General features: G+C 68.4%; 16 protein-coding genes. 11 read left to right on the plus strand and 5 right to left on the minus strand.

Translation table 11 applies throughout. The features are described from left to right. Positions 1–13 precede the first annotated feature (13 nt). Positions 14–985 (plus strand): zinc-binding dehydrogenase, encoded by a 972-nt coding sequence (locus AB0E63_RS41035; RefSeq protein WP_360378638.1) that lies wholly within the window; start codon positions 14–16, stop codon positions 983–985. Here the strand turns inward: AB0E63_RS41035 and AB0E63_RS41040 are convergent. Then, complete coding sequence (locus AB0E63_RS41040; RefSeq protein WP_360378641.1) at positions 975–2,309, minus strand: GGDEF domain-containing protein; 1,335 nt, start codon at positions 2,307–2,309, stop codon at positions 975–977. The two genes, AB0E63_RS41035 and AB0E63_RS41040, sit on opposite strands and share 11 nt — an antisense overlap. 121 nt (positions 2,310–2,430) lie before the next feature. On the opposite strand from AB0E63_RS41040, the gene AB0E63_RS41045 reads away from it, so the two are divergent. Then, positions 2,431–2,628 carry a DEAD/DEAH box helicase gene (locus AB0E63_RS41045; protein ID WP_360378644.1) on the plus strand — a complete coding sequence of 66 codons (198 nt, stop codon included), beginning with the start codon at positions 2,431–2,433 and terminating at the stop codon, positions 2,626–2,628. Between the two features lie 81 nt (positions 2,629–2,709). On the opposite strand, the gene AB0E63_RS41050 is transcribed toward AB0E63_RS41045, so the two are convergent. Continuing rightward, positions 2,710–3,954: an MFS transporter gene (locus AB0E63_RS41050; protein ID WP_360378647.1), complete on the minus strand. Its 1,245-nt coding sequence runs from the start codon at positions 3,952–3,954 to the stop codon at positions 2,710–2,712. A 386-nt stretch (positions 3,955–4,340) separates the two neighbouring features. On the opposite strand from AB0E63_RS41050, the gene AB0E63_RS41055 reads away from it, so the two are divergent. Together AB0E63_RS41055 and AB0E63_RS41060 are read left to right on the plus strand one after the other, a co-directional pair. Further along, entirely contained in the window at positions 4,341–6,908 is a 2,568-nt protein-coding gene (locus AB0E63_RS41055; protein WP_360378650.1) for an MXAN_6230/SCO0854 family RING domain-containing protein, read from the plus strand. Between the two features lie 144 nt (positions 6,909–7,052). After that, positions 7,053–7,604 (plus strand): hypothetical protein, encoded by a 552-nt coding sequence (locus AB0E63_RS41060; RefSeq protein ID WP_360378653.1) that lies wholly within the window; start codon positions 7,053–7,055, stop codon positions 7,602–7,604. Between the two features lie 99 nt (positions 7,605–7,703). On the opposite strand, the gene AB0E63_RS41065 is transcribed toward AB0E63_RS41060, so the two are convergent. From AB0E63_RS41065 to AB0E63_RS41075, 3 genes are all read right to left on the minus strand, one after another. Continuing rightward, positions 7,704–9,092 (minus strand): ATP-binding protein, encoded by a 1,389-nt coding sequence (locus AB0E63_RS41065; protein ID WP_360378656.1) that lies wholly within the window; start codon positions 9,090–9,092, stop codon positions 7,704–7,706. Further along, positions 9,092–10,741, minus strand: coding sequence for an FAD-dependent oxidoreductase (locus AB0E63_RS41070; RefSeq protein WP_360378659.1), 1,650 nt, complete (start codon positions 10,739–10,741; stop codon positions 9,092–9,094). Before AB0E63_RS41070 ends, AB0E63_RS41065 begins: the two co-directional genes overlap by 1 nt. Positions 10,742–10,816: 75 nt before the next feature. After that, positions 10,817–11,575, minus strand: coding sequence for a FadR/GntR family transcriptional regulator (locus tag AB0E63_RS41075; protein ID WP_360378662.1), 759 nt, complete (start codon positions 11,573–11,575; stop codon positions 10,817–10,819). Between the two features lie 190 nt (positions 11,576–11,765). Here AB0E63_RS41075 and AB0E63_RS41080 point away from each other — a divergent pair, with 190 nt between their 5' ends. The 7 genes from AB0E63_RS41080 to AB0E63_RS41110 all read left to right on the plus strand — a co-directional run. After that, a complete protein-coding gene (locus tag AB0E63_RS41080) occupies positions 11,766–13,274 on the plus strand; it encodes an ABC transporter substrate-binding protein (RefSeq protein ID WP_360378664.1) in 1,509 nt (502 codons plus the stop codon). Between the two features lie 14 nt (positions 13,275–13,288). After that, positions 13,289–14,239: an ABC transporter permease gene (locus AB0E63_RS41085; RefSeq protein WP_360378666.1), complete on the plus strand. Its 951-nt coding sequence runs from the start codon at positions 13,289–13,291 to the stop codon at positions 14,237–14,239. Next, the gene (locus AB0E63_RS41090) at positions 14,236–15,054 is read left to right on the plus strand and encodes an ABC transporter permease (protein WP_360378668.1); all 819 of its coding nucleotides are present in this window, start codon (positions 14,236–14,238) and stop codon (positions 15,052–15,054) included. The genes AB0E63_RS41085 and AB0E63_RS41090 overlap by 4 nt, the downstream gene beginning before the upstream one ends. Beyond that, on the plus strand, positions 15,051–16,154 hold the full coding sequence (locus AB0E63_RS41095; RefSeq protein ID WP_360378670.1) for an ABC transporter ATP-binding protein: 1,104 nt from the start codon (positions 15,051–15,053) through the stop codon (positions 16,152–16,154). Before AB0E63_RS41090 ends, AB0E63_RS41095 begins: the two co-directional genes overlap by 4 nt. Further along, a complete protein-coding gene (locus tag AB0E63_RS41100) occupies positions 16,147–16,992 on the plus strand; it encodes an ATP-binding cassette domain-containing protein (RefSeq protein ID WP_360378673.1) in 846 nt (281 codons plus the stop codon). Before AB0E63_RS41095 ends, AB0E63_RS41100 begins: the two co-directional genes overlap by 8 nt. Further along, positions 16,989–18,422 carry an aldehyde dehydrogenase family protein gene (locus AB0E63_RS41105; protein WP_360378676.1) on the plus strand — a complete coding sequence of 478 codons (1,434 nt, stop codon included), beginning with the start codon at positions 16,989–16,991 and terminating at the stop codon, positions 18,420–18,422. The genes AB0E63_RS41100 and AB0E63_RS41105 overlap by 4 nt, the downstream gene beginning before the upstream one ends. 14 nt (positions 18,423–18,436) lie before the next feature. Then, positions 18,437–19,209 (plus strand): SDR family oxidoreductase (locus tag AB0E63_RS41110; RefSeq protein ID WP_360378679.1); only part of this gene is annotated, 773 nt, incomplete at its 3' end.

Genomic DNA, 19,209 nt, shown 5'->3' on the forward strand with positions numbered 1-19,209 from the left:
TGAAGGAGCAGATATGCGCGCAGCAGTAGTCACCGAGTTCGGCGGTCCGGACGTTATCAAGATCCAGGACCGGCCAGACCCCGTGCCGGCGGACGGCCAGATCCTGGTCAAGGTGATGGTGGCAGACGTCATCTTCGTCGAGACAGCGATCCGGCGGGGACAGCAGAGCCAGTTCTTCGACGTGAAGCCGCCTTATGTGCCAGGTGGATCACTGGGTGGACGGGTACGCGCGGTCGGCGCCGGCGTACCCGAGGAGTGGCTCGGCAAGACCATCGTCGGTCGCTCGATCGGCTTCGGTGCGCATGCCGAGTTCGCCCTGGTGCAAGACCCGATCGAGGTGCCCGCCGAACTCGATCTCGAGACCGCGGTCGCAGTCTTCGGCGACGGTTTCACCGCCCTCATGCTCGTGGAACTGGCGCCACCGCTGCACGGCAAGGAGGTGCTGATCACCGCGTCTGCCGGCGGCATGGGACTGCTCCTGACTCAGCTCGCGCACCAGGCCGGATCCCACGTCATCGCGGCTGCTCGCGGCCAGGAGAAGCTCGACCTCAGCCGCGCCCAGGGCGCCGACGTGGTGATCGACTACGGCACGCCGGGCTGGGAGAAATTGGTGCTAGCGGCAACGAACAACAACGGGGCCGACATCGTGTTCGAAGGCGCCGGCGGTGAGCTCGGTGCGACCGCGTTCACGGTGGTGCGGGACGGTGGCTGGTTCTCCGCCCACGGAGCTCCGAGCGGCGGCTTCGCGGCGTACGACGCAGCCGAGGCGCAGCGGCGTGGGGTCACGGTGAAGGGCATCATGGATCTCCGCGCCGACACGACGTCCACGACAGTCACCGGTGCCGAGGTGATCAGGAGAGCCGCCGTCGGTGACCTGAAGCCCGTGATCGATCAGGTCTACGACCTCGACCACGTGGCCGATGCGCACACCGCCCTGGAGAACCGGACTCTCCGCGGCAAAGCCCTGATCAGGGTCAGTCGCTGACCGGCTGATCCGCGTGGTCGGTGACAGAAGGCGGGTTCGGTCGGGCGGTCACGATGCGGTTCCGGCCGTCCCGCTTGGCGCTCAGCAGTGCGTTGTCGGCGGCGAGGATCAGCTGGTCCATGGTTTCCGCGACATCCGGATAGACAGCGGCGCCGAAGGACGCCGGCACACCGGTGATCACGGCCGTGGTGGCCGTCGTGGTGTCCACCGGCACGCTGAGTGTGCTGAGCCGGGCGCGGATCCGCTCGGCCACCTCCAGCACCTCGGTCTCTGAGGCGCCGGGCAGCAGGACGGCCAGTTCGTCGCCACCAACCCGGGCGACGAGGTCACCCTGCCGGACCTCAGCCCGGACGCTCTCGCCGACCGCGCGCAGTGCCTGGTCTCCGGCCGGGTGGCCGTAGGTGTCATTGATTTCCTTGAACTTGTCCAGGTCCATCATCAGCAGACCCACATTGCTGCGCAGCGTCTCCGCCCGAGCCAACTCGGCCGGCACTGCGCTAGCCCAGTACGCCGGCGTCGCCAGGCCGGTCTTGACGTCGGTCCCCGCGGCCCGCTGGAACTGCGGGAGCAGCAGATCGCGGTGCAGCGTGAGCACCGTGACCATGAGGATCGGCACCACCCACGGGTACGACGCCTGGAGTGCGGCGACCGCCACGCCGAGACCAAGACCGGCCACCACGACGAGTTGGTCGGCCAGATCACCCAGAGCGCCTCGAGCAGTGGCGTCCGGGGACGACAGCAGGATCGCGCCGATCACCAGCGCGAAGTTGACCAGCCACCACGTGGTCGCCGCGGCCACCACGACGACCAGGGACCACGGCCCGGTCGGCACCCGCGGCTCGGTCAGCAGACCGCCGGCCCGCAGCACCGCGGCGGCCGCGGCACTGGCCAGGATGAACGTGCTGGCGGAGAACACCTTGCGGTGCGCGATGGTCCGGCCGTAGACCCGGATCCATGAGTATCCGTACGAAACGACGACCAGTGCGACGACCAGGCTGAGCGGGAGCAGCAGCAGGCCCGCGAACACCCACAGGCTCTTCAGGTTCGTGTACGGCGAAGTGTTCGCCGCCATCTCGCGTCGGCGCTCGATTCCGCGGGCAGACTCCAGGTGAAGCACCGAGGCGGCCGCGAGCACAGCGAAGGCGACCCACTCATCCGGCCTGACGCCGTTGTGGGCGCCGAAGACCGTCGAGGCCACAGCCAAGGTGGTGATCATGACTGCAACCGCGTCGACACCGAGCACGTAGCTCAGCGCAGGACGCGGCAACGACCAGAGCTTCCACCGGCGGGGTGGCACCCAATTGCTCCGACCGATCAGAATCATGGTGGCCTCACACAGATAGACCTGAACGGTTATTCCTGAATAGTAACTGGTTGTTCACGCGAGGTCATCCCCGACCCGCATCTATTCCATCTGGCGGATGGCGAAGGAAGGATCCAGCACCATGTCGAAGATCAGCACCGGAAACGAGTGGTTCCGTGGCGGCAACGAGTGGTTCACCGGCGGCGGCAACGAGTGGTTCCGCGGCGGGAACGAGTGGCTGCACGGAGGGAACGAGTGGTTCACGCAGGGTGGCAACGAGTGGTTCCGCCGGCCCGGTGGATCCGGTAACGAGTGGTTCACCGACGGCAACGAATGGTGATCTGCGGCTGACCCCCGTAATTTCTTTACCGACATTTTACGGAGTCTGTCCGGAGGTGATTCCCCTGAATCTCCGGCCAGCTCATCCGACACCCATTTCGGCGGTGCCGGCCCTGGATCGGCGGGCGCGCGACCACGCGGCGCCCGCCACCAGGGCGGCGATCGTTCCGGCGCCCCCCATCACGCCCAGCGCGACCGACGGCGAGGCCGCACTGGCGATCAGTCCGGCGATCAGGATGCCTGCGCCCTGACTGCTCTTCAAGGCCGTACTCGCGACTCCGAAAGCCTGTCCGCGCTGCGCGTCCGGCACGGCCTGGACGAACGCCGCACTGGTCGGCAGGTGGTACGCCGACGCGAGGCCCGACACCGCCCACAGCACCATGGTGAGCACGAGCCCTGGCGCCAGGAAGCTGACGATCAGCGGCGCACACGCCAGCATGGCCAACGGGCCGAGGAAGTTCATCCGGCGCTCGGGCGGCCACAGCGTGATCAGCCACATGCCGGCGACCGCGCCGGCTGGGCTGGCGGCCAGCAGGAGTCCGGCTGCCGTGGTGCCCATGCCGATCTCGTGTGCGTAGGGGACAGCTAGGCCCTCCACAGTCACGTAGAACCCGGCGATCGTCGCCAGAAGGACCAGTGTGCGGAGTTCCGGCGTACGGGCGACCAGTGTGAAGCCGGAGGCCAAGTCCCTGAAGTAGTTGGTCGGTGGCTCATCAGTGTCACGGGCAGGCACCGGGCGACGTCGTACGCCGGCCGCGATCAGCACCGCGGAGAGCAGGAAGGTGGCGGAGTCCAGCAGCAGGCCACCCGACGTCCCAACGGCGACCACTACGAGGCCTCCGGTCCCGAAGCCGAGCACCTGGCTGAACTGCACGACCATGTCGTTCGCAGCCTTGCCCAGGACGTAGTGGTCGCCCGGGAGTACGGCGGGGAGCGTCGCTGCTCGTGCTGCGTTGAAGGGCGAGCCGAACGCCTGCAGTGCGAGCAAGAGCAGGATCACGACGACGAGCGGCAAGGCCTGGATCGCCATAGCTGCAACGAGAATCGCGCGTGCCAGGTCGGTGACGATCATCACGGTGCGACGGGGGTACCGATCCGCGAACCCGGCCAGCAGCGGCCCGAACAGCAGGTCCGGCACATACGTCAAGGCATAGGTGAGTGCGGTCAGTCCCGCGGAGGCGGTGCGGTCGAAGACCAGGACGGACAACGCCACCCGGGCCAGCTGGTCGCCTGCGACGGATAGCACGCCGGCCAGGAACAGAGCCCTGAACTCGGCGTGCCCGAACACGTCGCGCCAGCGTGCACGCCGGATCACCCCACCCTCCATACCTACGACCCTAACCACAATCCGTGGTGTGACACCTCCCGGCTGTAACTGAAAGGGTTTCCCTGCACCGGGATGACCGTGGTTCAAGGGTTTGATCACGGCGCATCAGTGCCAGATCGGGTACCCGGTGGCGCCGTATTTGGGTGAACGTTCTACTCTGGAGATCTCCGGTAGCGGGGTCTGGGCGGGGCGGCCCCGACCCTGCTACCGGAGCTCTTCTTTGTGGGGCCCTGCTCGGCGCGAGCAAACTGTCGGTGGTGACCGGTAGCGTTCTCTGTGCCAGGGGCGGCTCCTGGACGTGCTTCCTTCTCCTTCACCAGGCCAAGTAGCGCGTCCGCTCTCCGCCCCTGGCGCCTTCGTCCACGACGCGCCAGTGGGGAGACGCGATGCCAGAGCTGAACCCGGACGCCACCGCCGCAGTGCTGCTGCGCCGCCGGCGCCTCGTCGACGCCACCGCACTGACACCGCCGGTGCGTCGTTCCGCATGGCAGTGGCTTCGCCGCCCACTCACGATCCAGCTCGGACTGTCCGCGTTGCAGGCCGATCTGGTCCAGCGCGGCTTCCTGCTCTCCGTCAGCCTCTACCGGTACTGCGCCTCCCTGTCAGCGCCTGCGCTCGCCGGATTCGGCGGCGCACTTCTCGACCTGCTGGATGCCGAGTCCGGTCACGACACCGAGCACACACCGCTGTTCCGCGGCTTCCCGGAGAGCGTTCCCGGCAACACGGACACGTTCTACATCAACCGAGTGTTCGCCCGGCTCCTGCAGGAGCCCGAGCAGCCGTGCGTACTGTGCGGCGACGCGAAGGCTGTGCATGCGGTCTCGCCCTGCGCGCATCTGGTCTGCCGGACGTGCTGGGACGGATCGGACCTCAGCGCGTGCCCGCTGTGCCTGCGCCGGATCGATCCAAGGGACCCGTTCCTCAAACCGTCGTTCGACGAGGTGCAGTCGGCCCACGTGCGGTCCGACCGTCTCCGTCTGCTTTCCCTCGCGACGTCCGATTCCGCCCGCCAGGCAGTCGAGGCCTTATTGGTACGACGCTCTCCGCTGTCGGCTGTGGATCGTGCCGACTTGCGCGTGCTGCTCGCCGGAGCCGACTCGTCCTGGTTGCCCGACGACATCCCCGTCCGCGAGACGCGTGCGCTCGTCATCGCGGACTTTCTCGCCGACGACCCCGAGCTGATCGATCGCGCCGGTACCGGGACCGACGTACTGCGGCTGCTCTACGCGCTGATGGATGCCGACCCCGGGTTGCGGACGCCGCCGGCCCGGCGGAAGTCGTTGCCTCGGGCAACGCGTCGGCTGGTCCTCGAGCGCCTAGATCGGCTGCCGGCCGAGACGCTCGTCGAGGACATGCTCCGGCACGAGCGTGCGTGGAAGCGGATCGCGGAGAACCTGCATCCCTTCGAGTTCGCCGCCCGGTATCCGGTGGCGGCGCTGGCGTTCGCGACTCTGCGCCGTACCGATGTGGATCTGGGGACCGCAGCGGGGCGGGCGGTGGCAGGCGAGGCGGCGCGGAGTCCTTTTGTTCGCCTGGAGAACGGGCGGCTGGCGACCAGTACGTTCGCGTCGCGGGTCGAGGGTGCGTTGGCGGACGGGCGACCGGGACAGGCGCTCGACCTGCTGCGTCAGCGGCCGGGAGACTTGGTGCGGCGACTCGTGCAGTTGGCGCGGGCGCTGCCGACGGATCAGCATGGCGCCTTGATGGATGCGTTGACGACCGCGGTCTCGGATGTGTCGCCGGCGGTGATCACGGCCGCCCTCGGTCAGGTCCGCACGCCGCCGGGCGATCTGCGGTTGTTCTTCCCGCGCGGCGGGACGACGCGGATCTGGACGGCGGTGGACGAGCGGGAGCCCTTGCCGTCCGAGCTGAGCGCGGCGCTGGCCGGCGTACTGGTCGGCGAAATGTTGCGCCGGGCAACTGATCTGCCGCGGTGGCGCCGGGTGTTCCTGGACGAGGAGCTGACCCGGCTGGCGGCGCCTGGTTCGGAGCGGAGCTCGTCGTCGACCCTGCTGCGGATGACGCGGGGGAGTGCGGTGCCGATTCCGCAGGACGAGCTGTTGCGGCTGTTCCTGCACTGGGTCGAGCCGAGCGGCCGGCGAGTCGATCTCGATCTGTCGATCGCGGTGTTCGACGAGGAGTGGGGTTTCGTCGGGCTGTGCGACTACACGCGGCTGCGGTTCGACCAGGACGCATTGGTGCACTCCGGTGACCTGACGTCGGCGCCCGCGCCGGCTGGGTCGACGGAGTTCGTCGATCTCGACCTGCGCGCGGTGCGGCGGGTCGGCGGGCGGTATGTGCTGCCGGTGGTCTTCAGCTACAACAACGTGCCGTTCGACGAACTCGAGCGCGGGTTCGTCGGGGTGATGCGGCAGCCGACCGGCCTGTTCGACCCGGCGGCGGTCGAGGAGCGGTTCGACCTCGCCGGTCCGGCGAAGATCCTGCTGCCGTTCGGCATCGATCTGCTGACCAAGGAACTGCGCTGGTACGACGTCAACCTCAGCGCGGCCGGCTACGGCCACAACATCGTGCGGTACGGCGGTTATCTGGCGCTGATGGCGGCGACCCTGGAGGAAGTGCACGGCTCCGGGGATCGGGTGAGCCTGTGGGAGATCTGCTGCTGGCACGCGGCGGCCCGCTCCGACGACATCGCCGTACGGTGTGCCGACGGGTCGGTCGTCGGCTACCGCCGTGACCCGGCCGAAGACCTCGCGTCGTTCGCGCGGCGGCTCACGGCCCGGTTGGAGCCCGACCGCGTCTGGGACGAGGATGTGGCTGCGCGATCCGACTTCGTCGCGGTCCTGACCGGCGACATCACGGCCCGCCGGGGCGCGGAGATCTACGCGCTCCACCCGCACCTTCTGGACCACACCAGTCACCACCTGATCGACGCGCCGCACCTCCTCGCCGCTCTGCCTCCCGACTCCCGCGCCCACGCTCCACTCCCCACCTGAGCCGCGGATCCCCGGTCCGCGCGGTCGGGCGAGTCTGGCAGGAACCTGAGAGGAGTTTGACAATTCCGTGTCGGTGGCGCGGCGGATCCTTTGGTGTGCTCCGGCGCAGGAGTACAACGGAAGTGACTGCGAAGGGAGCCACGAATGACGTACGACGTGGTGGTGCTCATCGAGCGGGAGATGAGCGAGGGCGACGCGCGCCGCGTTGCCGCCCTGCATGCAAGGTATGAAGAGCCCGTGGACTACCACCTGCTCGTCTCCAGCCACCCGGAGCGCGGATTCGGTGGCCCGATGGCATTGCTCGGCTCGACGTTCGCGGACGTGGCCGGGCTGACCGGCTCGACGACCGTGGTCGGATCCGCGACCGGCCCGTCGGCCAGGGTCAGCGCGCCGGCCGCTCCGGTCCGGACCTCCTCGATGGCCGCCCTCGCGGACCCGGACGTCGATCTGGCCTCGGTGATCGAGCACAGTTCGCGCCGGCTGCGCGCGGCCAGTGGCTACCCGCTCAACGTCTCCATCACGCATGGCGAGGTGCTGCTGGCCCTGATGACCCTGGTCAAGAGCACCCATAGTCGCGAAGTCGTGGTGGTCGCCTGGCCGGAGACGGCGGCCAGGTTCGTCTGCTCCGACTGGCTCACGAAGGCCCGTAAGGTCCTCAAGGTCCCGCGGGTCCGGATCATCGAGCACGACACCTGAGGGACCGGTTCCGAACGACAGGAGGTTGTCACCATCTGGAGCGGGCGGGCTCCCGGGTGACGGCGCACACCGCCACCACCTCCTGTCGTTCGGTGCCGGTCATCGCGCCGGTGGCTGACGTGGCAGCCGGACCTGCAGCGTCGTTTCACCGGGGTGGCACGTGATCGTGATCGTCCCGCCGTGGTGGTCGGCGACGATCCGCTGGGCGATGTCGAGCCCTAGTCCGGTGCCTTTGCCGACGTCCTTGGTCGTGTAGAACGGCTCGAACGCGCGCGCCGCGACGTCGGCCGGCATGCCGGGTCCGGTGTCGGTGAACTCCACCACGATCCGGTCACCGTCGGTTCGGGTGCTGATCCGCAGCGTCCCGGCGCCGTTCATCGCGTCGACCGCGTTGTCGATCAGGTTCGTCCACACCTGGTTCAGTTCACCGGCGAAGGCGTCGATCCGCGGTACGTCGGCGCCGTACGACCGGATCACCTCGATCCCGTCGCGGAGTTTGTGCCCGAGCATGACCAGAGTGCTCTCGATCCCCTCGGTCACGTCGATCGTCTGGATCGAGCCGCGGTCCATCTGCGAGTACGAGCGGACGGCGGCGACGAGCTCGGTGATCCTCCGGGTCGACTCCTTCACCTCGCCCAGCAAGGTGGCTGCAGAGAGCGTGCTCGCGACCCACTCCAGGCCGGGCTCCACGGCATCACCCAGTACGACGGCCACGCGGTCGCACCACTCGACTCCGGCCCCGGCCGCGGCCAGCGGCGGCGCGATCAACCAGTCCTGGCCGACGCCGTGCGCGTCCAGCCAGTCCGAGATCTTGTTCTCGTCGTCGGCCAGGTCGACCGGATCGGTCACCGTTGCGCGCGCGCCGAGCTCGCGCCGCAGGTCGTCGAGCGCGCCGAACTGGGTGGCCGTCACCTCGCCGTCGGCGAGCCGCCGCAGCGCCGACAGCAACGAGACACAGGCCGTGTCGAGAGCGCTCACCGAGCGTGCCGCGGCCGCGGCGGGATTGTTGATCTCATGCGCCAGCCCGGCCGCGAGCGTGCCGAGCGTGATCAGTGCGTCCCGCTGCCGTGCGGTCGACTCGATCGCCCGAGCGGTCCCGTAGACACCCTTGATCAGGTGCCCGCCGAGCGGGAACCAGGCGTCGACCCGGTCCCGCAGCACCTCCGCGGGCACCCGTAGTACCCGGCCTTCGGTCACCCCGCGACCGCTGGCGAGGTAGACGCCGTGCTCGTCCCAGGCGCGGAACCCGCCGGCCCAGCGACCCGGAACGTCGATCTTGGCCATCACAGTGTCCTCGCGGCCGATCTTGCGATGCAGGGCGATCGCGCCGTCGACGAGCACCCACCAGAAGTCGGCCGGCTCGCCCTCGTGGAACAGGTCGACGCCTGGCTCGATCGGCAGTTCGGTGCTGCCGTCGATCAGCTCGGCCAGCTGATCGTCGGTCACTCCGGCGAAGAGAGCGATCCCTCGGAGATCGTCGACGTTCATCAGATCGTCGCCAGGTAGCGGTGGACGAGATAGATCGACATAGCGCCCTCCCCAACGGCCGATGCGACCCGTTTCATCGAGTCGAGCCGGACATCACCGGCCGCGAACACGCCCGGCACGCTCGTCTCCAGCGCGTACGGCGGACGCCGCAAAGGCCAGCGCTCCAGCGCGACGGTGTCCGGTCCGGTGATGATGAAGCCTTTGTCGTCCCGTACGACGGATTCGCCGAGCCACTCCGTGCGCGGTGAGGCGCCGGCGAAGATGAACAGCCAACTGGCCAGCACTTCCTCGACCCGGCCGGAGATCCGCTCGGCCAGCGTCAGCCCCTCGAGGTGGCCGGAGCCCCGGCAACCGACCACCTCGGTCCGGCACCGGACCTCGATGTTCGTGACCTTGGTGATCTTGTCGATCAAGTACTTCGACATCGACGACTCCAAGGTGTCCCCGCGGACCAGCAGTACGACCCGCTTGGCGTAGCGAGCGAGGTTGAGGGCCGCCTGACCGGCCGAGTTCGCGGCGCCGACGATGTACACCTCCTCGTCCTGCACCTGACTGGCCTCGCTCGCCGTCGCGCCGTAGTAGACGCCGCGGCCGGTGAGGTCGCCGAGGCCGTCGACGTCGAGGCTGCGGTACGCGACGCCGGTCGCGACGATCAGCGCACGGGCCTCGATCTCGCCGGATCCTTCGAGTAGTACGGCGTGCACCGGGCCGCGGGACTCGAGTCCGACGACCGAACGGGCGAGCACCATCTCGGCACCGAACCGGGACGCCTGAGCAACCGCTCTCTGAGCGAGATCGGAGCCGGTCAGCCCGCGCGGGAACCCGAGATAGTTCTCGATCGCGGCGCTCAACCCGGCCTGTCCGCCGGGGGCCTCGCGCTCGACGATCACCGTGCTCAGCCCTTCGGACGCCGCGTAGACGCCGGCCGCCAGGCCCGCTGGTCCGCCGCCGACGATGCAGACGTCGTAGAGCGGTTGCTCGGCTCGGGTCCGCAGGCCCAGAGCGGAGGCGAGGTCGACCGTGGAGGGGGAGCGGAGTGTGTCGCCCTCGGGCGTCAGGACCAGGGGCAGGTCGTCGTCCGACGCGTCGGCGAGGCCCCGGAGCCGTTGGCCTTCGGCGTCGCGCTCGACGTCGTACCACAGGTACGGCACGTGGTTGCGGGCCAGGAACGTCTTGATGTCATGCGCTCGGTCCGACCAGCGGTTGCCGACCACGCGGAGGTCCGAGGTGTGTTCAGGATTGGCATGTCGCCAGTCGTCGAGCAGATCGTCGACCACGGGGAACAGCTGATCCTCGGGTGGGTCCCAGGGCTTGAGCAGGTAGTAGTCCAGGCCGATGTCGTTGATCGCCCGGATCGCGACATCGGTATCGGCGTACGCGGTGAGCAGCAGGTACTTCGCGGTGGGAGCGTGCTCGCGGGCCCGTTCGAGCAGTTCGATGCCGGTCATCCCCGGCATCCGCTGGTCGGTCGCGATCAGTGCGATCGGCTGGTTCCGCAAGGCGAGTTTGGTCAGCGCGGCGAGCGCCTGGTCGCCCGACGTCGCCTTCACCACGAGGTAGTCGTCGCCGTACCGCCGGCGCAGGTCTCGGGAGATGGCTGCCGAAACCATCGGGTCGTCGTCGACGGTGAGAATCGCAGGTTTGCTCACGCGGTGCCCCCACAGCAGTGAACCCAGTCCCGTCAGAATGACACGAGATCCACGGCCGCGGCAGGGACAGTTGCCTCAGTCCTCGATCAGCGCGTGCAACGTTTCCCGTTCGGAGTCGGGCACGTACCCGGCGTAGTAGTCGTACATGTTCTGCCGGGCGAGCCGGGCCGCGGCGTGCCCGTCGCCGTCGCGAATCGCCTCGACCACTTCGGCGTGGTGGTGCAGTGACTCGAGCATCAGCGCCCGGCTGTTCGGCGCGTGCGCGATCTTGTCCGAGATCAGGCTCAGTACGACGCCGCGGACGACCTCGTTGCAGGTCTGGATGAGCGAGTTGCGGCTGATCTGCGCGATCACGTCGTGGAAGGCGAGGTCCGCCTCGCTGAACGCGGCGAAGTCGACCTCGATCGCCTCCCGCATGGCGATCAGCGTCTCCTCCATCTCGGCGAGCTGCTCGGGGGTGCGCAGCCGGGACGCCACCTGGATCGCGGCGCCGTCCATGATCATCCGGAACCCGATCAGCTCGGAGAGCGTGAGCTCGTCGACCCGCGCGAGCCGCACCATCTGCTTGCGCAACGCCGAATGCGAGAACGGCAGGATCTCCGGACCGTTCGGGTCACCGGGGCGGGACCGGACCACGCCGTTGCTCTCGAGCACCCGGAGCGCCTCGCGCACAGTGGACCGGCTCACCGCGAACTGCGCCACCAGTTCCCGCTCGCTCGGCAGGCGGTGCCCAGGCGCGAGATCGCCCCGAGCGAGCGCTTCCTCGACTTGCTCGACGATCCGCTGGTACGCGCGCACGGTCTGCACCGGCTGGAACTGCGGGCCGTTCGCCATCCGGTGCACCCCATTTCGCCTTGACAGACCCGTGTGGTGCGACAAACCTAGTGCCCCACTGATACCTAGTCCACTGGTCGGACCAGTCACAGCTGGACGGCGAAGTCCGCCGTACGGCGTGGCCGCGGCTGCGCGGGCGGACCGGGATCGTCAGAATGCGGCGACAGCTCGAGGCACTGGAGGAGTTCGCGTGAAGACGTTTCGCACCCGTGCGGTCGCGGTCGCCGCTGCGGCAGTGTTGGCCTTGTCGGCCTGCTCCGCCGGTTCGAGTACGACGGGTGGCAGCTCGCCGGGAGGTGATCAGTCGCTCGCGATCGGCCTGGTCGCCGAGCCGGCCAGCCTGGACTTCACCACCACCGACGGCGCCGCGATCCCGCAGGTGCTGCTCGGCAACGTGTACGAGAGCCTGGTCAAGCAGGACGACTCCGGCAAGATCGTGCCGTCGCTGGCGAAGTCGTGGACCGTCTCGCCGGACCGCAAGACCTACACGTTCGACCTGGTCGACAACGCGAAGTTCACCAACGACAAGGCGTTCACCGCGTCCGACGCGGTGTTCAGCATCAACCGGGTCAAGACCGCCTGGACGACCTCGCTGAAGGCCGCGATGGATGTCGTCTCGGAGACGAAAGCGCTCTCGCCGACCCAGTTGCAGGTCACGCTGAGCAAGCCAAGCAACGACTGGCTGTTCCGCATGACGACCCGGATCGGCGCGATGTTCTCGGAGAGCGGTGTCAGCGCCCTGGCCACCGAGCCGATCGGCACCGGGCCGTACAAGTTCTCGAAGTGGAACCGCGGCGACTCGATCGTGCTGCAGCGCAACGACGGCTACTGGGGGACCAAGCCGTTCTTCAACCAGATCACGCTGAAGTACTTCAAGGACCCGACTGCGCTGAACAACGCGCTGCTGACCGGCACGATCAACGTGGTCGGCACGGTGCAGGCGCCGGAGGCGCTCAGCCAGTTTTCCGGCAACGACAAGTACCAGGTGATCGAGGGCACCACGAACGGTGAGGTCCTGCTGTCGTTCAACAACTCGCGGCCGGTCTTCAAAGACATCCGGACCCGGCAGGGGATCCGGCAGGCGATCGACCACAAGGCCTTGCTGGACACGTGTTTCGCCGGTCGCGGCAAGCTGATCGGCAGCATGGTTCCGCCCACCGACCCGTGGTACGAGGACCTCACCGGGATCGCGCCGTACGACCCGGTCAAGGCGAAGTCGTTGCTGCAGGCATCGGGTGCGGCCGGCCAGACGCTCCGGCTGCGGCTGCCGACGTTGCCGTATGCAACGTCCTGCGGCCAGGTGGTGAAGAGCCAGCTGGAGCAGGCCGGGCTGAAGGTGCAGATCGACCAGCTCGAGTTCCCGGCGGCGTGGCTGACGACGGTCTTCAAGAACGCCGACTACGACATGTCGATCATCGCGCACGTCGAGCCGCGGGATCTGGGTGCGGTGTTCAACCCGAAGTACTACACCCGGTACGACGACCCGACGCTGCAGGGCTATCTGGCGGCGGCGGACTCGGGTGACGAGGCCGCGCAGGTCGACAACATGAAGAAGGCGGCGCGGCGGCTGTCCGAGCAAGCCGCGGGCGACTGGCTCTTCCTGCTCCCGAACCTGATCGTCGCGGACAAGAACATCAAGGGCCTCCCGCAGAACGCCATCACCGAGAACTTCGACCTGTCCAAGCTAAGCCGCGGCTGACGAGGTGACCTGAGTTGATCCTCCGCCTGATCGAGCGCACCGGTGTGTTCTTGGTCAGCCTTGCGGTGAGCTCGGTGCTGGTGTTCGCGTTCATGGCCGTGCTGCCTGGCGACCCGGCCCGGGTCGCGCTCGGTGTGAACGCGTCGGACGAGGCCGTGGCCGAACTGCGCCGGCAGTTCGGCCTCGACCGGCCGTTGCCGACGCAGTACTTCGACTGGCTCGGCGGATTGGTTCGCGGCGACCTCGGGACGTCGTACATCTCGAAGGTGGCGATCGCGCCGCAGGTGTTCGACCGGCTCCAGGTGACGCTGTGGCTGGTCGTCGCCGGCATGATCATCGCGCTGGCGGTCGCGGTACCGGCCGGCACGGTGATGGCCGCGCGGCACCGCAAAGTCTCCGGGTTCGCGCTCTCCGCGCTCTCTCAGCTGGGCGTCGCCGTACCGGCGTTCCTGGCCGGCATCCTGCTGATCGTGGTGTTCGCGGTGAAGCTCGGCTGGCTGCCCGCGAACGGCTGGACGCCGCCGGCGCAGGATCCGGGGATGTTCTTGAAGCAGTTGATGCTTCCCGCGTTGGCACTCGGCCTGGTGCAGGGTGCGGTCCTCACCCGGTACGTGCGTAGTGCTGTGCTCGACGTGTTGCGTGAGGACTATCTGCGGACTGCGCGGGCCAAGGGTCTGCGTCCGTTCCAGGCGTTGTGGCGACATGGATTGCGTAACGCTGCCGTGCCGGTGGTGACGGTGCTCGGTCTGCAGTTGGCGACGTTGTTGATCGGGGCGGTGGTCGTTGAGCGCGTGTTCGTCATCCCGGGGCTTGGCAGCCTGTTGCTTGATGGCGTGTCGAACCGGGATCTGCTGCTCGTCCAGGACGTGGTGATGGTTCTGGTGGTCGCCGTGCTGCTGGTCAACTTCGTGGTCGATCTCCTGTACGTCGCGCTCGACCCGCGACTGCGGACGGGGTCGCGATGAGGCGACTGAACCCGAGTCTGGTCGCCGGCGGCGTGATCGTCGGGATCATCGTGCTGATGGCGCTGGTGTCGTTCGTCTGGACGCCGTACGACGCGACCCTGGTCGACCCGGCTGCGCGGTTGCTGAAGCCCTCGTGGGAGCACTGGTTCGGGACCGACAAGTTCGGGCGGGACGTGTTCAGCCAGATCATGGTCGGGTCCCGGACCACGCTGTTCGTCGGTGTGGTCGCGGTAGGCGTGGCGGCGGTGATCGGTGTACCGCTGGGGATCCTGGCGGCGATGTCGCGACGGTGGACCTCGGAGCTCGTCATGCGGACGAACGATCTGCTGCTGGCGTTTCCGGCGTTGCTGCTGGCCATCATGTTCGGCGCGGTGTTCGGGGCGAGCACGCTGACCGCGATGATTGCCATCGGCATCGCTTCGGTGCCGAGCTTCGCGCGGGTGATCCGCAGTGGAGCGCTCCAGGTCATGCGGACCGAGTACGTACTCGCGGCCCGGGCGGCCGGCCGGCAACCGTGGCCGATCGCGGTCCGGCACGTCCTGCCGAACGTGACCAGCCTGATCACGGTCCAGGCATCGGTGTCGTTCGCGATCGCGGTACTCGCCGAGGCAGCGCTCTCTTTCCTCGGCTACGGCACCGCGCCGCCGACTCCCTCGTGGGGCCGGATGCTCCAGGAAAGCCAGGAATTCCTCTTCACCGCACCCCGACTGGCGATCTTCCCGGGCGTCGCGATCGCCATCGCCGTCCTCGGCTTCAACCTCCTCGGCGACGGCCTCCGAGACCGTTTCGACCCCAAACTAGAGGACCGCCGATGACCAACCGGGCGAGCCAGGTGCGGGCCGACGTACACAGCGACGAGGCGGACGACGTACTGAGTGACGCGGAGGACCGCGTGCGGGATGACGTGGCTGACCGTCGCCCGGATGACGTGCTGAGTGTGAGCGGTCTGACCGTGACGGTGCGGGACCGACCGCTCGTGTTGGATGTGGATCTGACGGTCGGGCCGGGGGAGCGGGTCGGTCTGATCGGGGAGTCCGGCTCCGGCAAGTCACTGACTGCCCTGAGCGTCCTCGGACTGCTTCCCGAGGATGTGATCGCCTCGGGCTCGGTACGCCTGACCGGAGTCGACCACGACCTGATCGGCGCCGACGAACGCCGGATGTCGCGCATCCGCGGCCTACGGATCTCGATGGTCTTCCAGGAGCCGATGACCGCGCTCAACCCGACCATGCGGATCGGCGACCAGATCGCGGAGGCGATGCTCATCCATCGCACCCGGTCCGGCCGCGCCGCCGCGCGTACCGCCGCGACCGACCTGCTCGAACGCGTCCAGCTGCCAGCAGAGACGCTGCGCGCCTACCCGCACCAACTCTCCGGGGGCCAACGGCAACGGGTGGTCCTAGCGCTTGCCCTCGCCAACGATCCCGCGCTGCTGATCTGCGACGAACCAACCACCGCGCTGGACGTCACCGTCCAAGCGCTCGTCCTGGACCTCATCGTCAAGGGCGTGGTCGCCCGATCCTCCGCCCTGCTCTTCATCACCCACGACCTAGCCGTCGTCGCCACCGTCTGCGAACGCGTTCTGGTCATGTACGGCGGCCGCGTAGTCGAATCGGGCCCCGTCACCGAGGTCTTCACCCGCCCCCGTCACCGCTACACCGAAGGCCTCCTAGCCGCCTCGGACCTCGAAACCGCCGACCGCCGCCTCCCCACCATCCCAGGCAACGTCCCCCCGGCCGGCCAGTTCCCCTCCGGCTGCGTCTTCCGCACCCGCTGCCCCCACGCCACCGACCTCTGTGCCACCGCCCCTCCCTGGACCGGCACCTCCACAACCGGCTACGCCTGCCACCACCCAGCCAACACAGCTAACGACCTAACCGCTGCCCAGCGGTCTGTGGGAGACAGTCATGACTGATGCCGCGGCGGCTATTCAGGTGGTTGACGTGGTGCGCGACTACCCGCGGCCGCGGAAGTCATTGCTTCGGCCGGCTCCCGTCGTACATGCGTTGCGCGGGGTGAGTCTGGAAGTCAAGCAGGGTGAGCGATTCGGCATCGTGGGGGAGTCCGGCTGCGGCAAGTCGACTCTGCTGCGCATCATCGCCGCCCTCGACCGCGCGACCTCAGGACACGTGATCGTCGAAGGCACCGACGTCACCCGGCTGCCGGAGCGCCGCCTGCGCTTCCTCCGCGAGAACCTTCAACTGGTCTTCCAGGACCCGATGAGCTCCCTCGACCCGCGCATGCGCGTCCGCGACATCATCGCCGAACCCCTCGTCGTGCAAGGACATCCGGCCTCGGGTCAACGCGTCCGGGAGCTGCTCGAAGCGGTCGGCCTGTCGGCGGACGCGGGAGAGCGCTACCCGCACCAGTTCTCCGGCGGTCAACGCCAGCGCATCTCGATCGCCCGCGCCCTCGCTCCACGCCCGCGGATCCTGATCGCGGACGAGCCGGTGAGTGCTCTCGACGTCTCCGTCCGCGCCCAGGTCCTGAACCTGATCTCGGATCTCGTCGACGAGCTCAACCTGACTCTGGTCTTCGTCTCCCACGACCTGTCCGTCGTGAAGCACGTCTGCGACCGCGTCGCCGTGATGAACGCCGGCCAGATCGTCGAGACCGGGTTCACCGGCGACGTGTACGCCGCTCCGCAGCACCCGTACACCCAACGCCTCGTCTCCGCGATCCCGACGCTTCCCCGTGCGTTGTCCGGGGCAACGACCTCCGACCTGCTCACGACGAAGGGAGAACCCGCGTGAAGTTCCCAGCCGGCCTGCCCATCGGAGAATCCTGGATCGAGGCCCCGTGGACCGCTCCGGTCATCTTCCCGTACGACGGTTCGACGGTGGCGGACGCGCCCGTCGGGGACGTGGACCTCGCCCGGCAGGCCCTCGACCACGCCCTCGCCGTCCGCGAGACCGTCGGCCGATTGCCGTCGTACCTGCGCCGGAAAGTCTTGCAGAGCGTGCATTCCGCGGTCTTGGCCGCACGGGATGAGTTTGCCGATCTGCTCGTGCTCGAGACCGGGAAGCCGCTGGTCGACTGCCGGGTCGAGATCGACCGTACTCTGCTCACGCTGGAGACGTCGGCCGAGGAAGTCGCTCGGCTGCATGGCGAGACGGTGCCGCTCGACCTGCTCCCGAGCGGCGACGGTTTGCTCGGCTTCTGGGTTCGCAAGCCGATCGGCGTGGTCGTCGGCATCACCGGGTTCAACTACCCGCTGCTGCTCGCGGCCCACAAGATCGCGCCGGCCTTCGCCGCCGGCTGCCCGATCATCGTCAAGCCCGCGCCGCAGACTCCACTCGCCACCCTCTGGCTGGTTCATCTGATGCGTTCGGCACTGCTCGAGGCCGGAGCACCAGAGAGCGCTCTCCAGTTGATCACCGGCGGTCCCGACGTCGGCGCGGCACTCACTACGGACCGGCGGATAGGTGCCGTGTCCTTCACGGGATCCGCTGCCGTCGGCCACCGGATCGCCCGTGACGCGGCCCCGACCAAAGTCCTCCTCGAACTGGGCTCCAACTCCGCCCTGGTCGTCGCCGAGGACGCGGATCTCGACGCGGCCGCGGATGCGATCGTGCGCGGCGGGTACTACGCGTCCGGTCAGGCATGCATCTCGGTCCAGCGAGTCATCGCCGTCGAATCCGTCCGGCCGGCGCTTCTGGAGAAGCTCGGCGGCCGTCTCCCCACGGTGACCGTTGGCGACCCACGGGACCCTTCGACGCGCGTCTCTGCGCTCATCGACCCGAACTCCACGGCCCGCGTGCGTGAGTGGGTCGACGAGTCGGTCCACGCGGGTGCCACGATCGCCTACGCGTCCACTGGCGACGTACTGGGTCCGACTGTCCTGACCGACGTACCGTCCGGTCAACTCGCCTGGGATGAGGAGATCTTCGGGCCGGTGATCGCCGTACGGTCGGTGCCGGACATCGACACCGCGTTCCGCACGGTGAACGAGACGCGCTACGGCCTGCACGCCAGCGTCTTCACGTCGTCGCTCGACACAGCGTTCGCCGCGATCGACCGGCTCGAAGTCGGGGGAGTGGTGATCAACGAGGTGCCGGGGTTCCGGTCCGACGTCATGCCGTACGGCGGGGTGAAGGACTCCGGCATCGGCCGCGAAGGCCCACGCTTCGCGATCGAGGAACTCACCACCACCCGCATGGCGATCATCCGCCCGCGCCCATGACGAGAGGTGACGACGTGACGGACTACTCGAGGCTGTTCCGGCTTGACGGCAAGCACGCCGTGGTGATCGGCGCCGGCAGCGGAATCGGTCGAGAGAGCGCTCTGGCTCTCGCCGCTCACGGCGCCCGGGTAACCTGCGCCGACCGCGATCTCACGGCCGCCCACGAAACGGTGGCCCGCGGCAACGAATCGCTCGGCGGATCCGCGGACGCCGGTGGGCTGACGGCGTACGAGTTGGATGTGCTTGATGATGCGGCGATCGATCGGGCGGTGGGGGAGTTCGGGGCGGTCGACGTGCTGGTGTTCACGGCGGCGACCAATGTGCGGAAGCGGATCGTGGACTACTCCGGTGAGGAGTTCGATCGGGTGATCGCGCTGAATCTGCGGGCGTCGTTTCAGCTGATCCGGGCCTTCGGCAAGGAGATGGCGGCGCGGGGGAGTGGGAGCATCATCGGGTTCAGTTCGATCCGCGGTACGACGGTTGAGCCGGGGCAATCGGTGTACGCGGCAACGAAGGCCGGGCTCGTCCAGTTGCTCCGGACCGCGGCTGCCGAGCTCGGACCGTACGGCGTCCGCGCGAACGCGATCGCTCCCGGGGTCGTCGAGACACCGCTCACCGCGCAGATCAAAGCGAACCAGGCCTGGTACGACGCGTACGCACAGAAAGGCGCGCTCGGACGCTGGGCCCAGCCGGGCGAACTCGCCGGCGCGGTCGTTTACCTCGCCTCCGACGCTGCCAGCTTCGTCACCGGCAGCGTCCTCGCCGTCGACGGCGGCTGGACCGCGGT

The organism is Kribbella sp. NPDC026596 (assembly GCF_040638415.1).
Taxonomy (GTDB): Bacteria; Actinomycetota; Actinomycetes; order Propionibacteriales; family Kribbellaceae; genus Kribbella.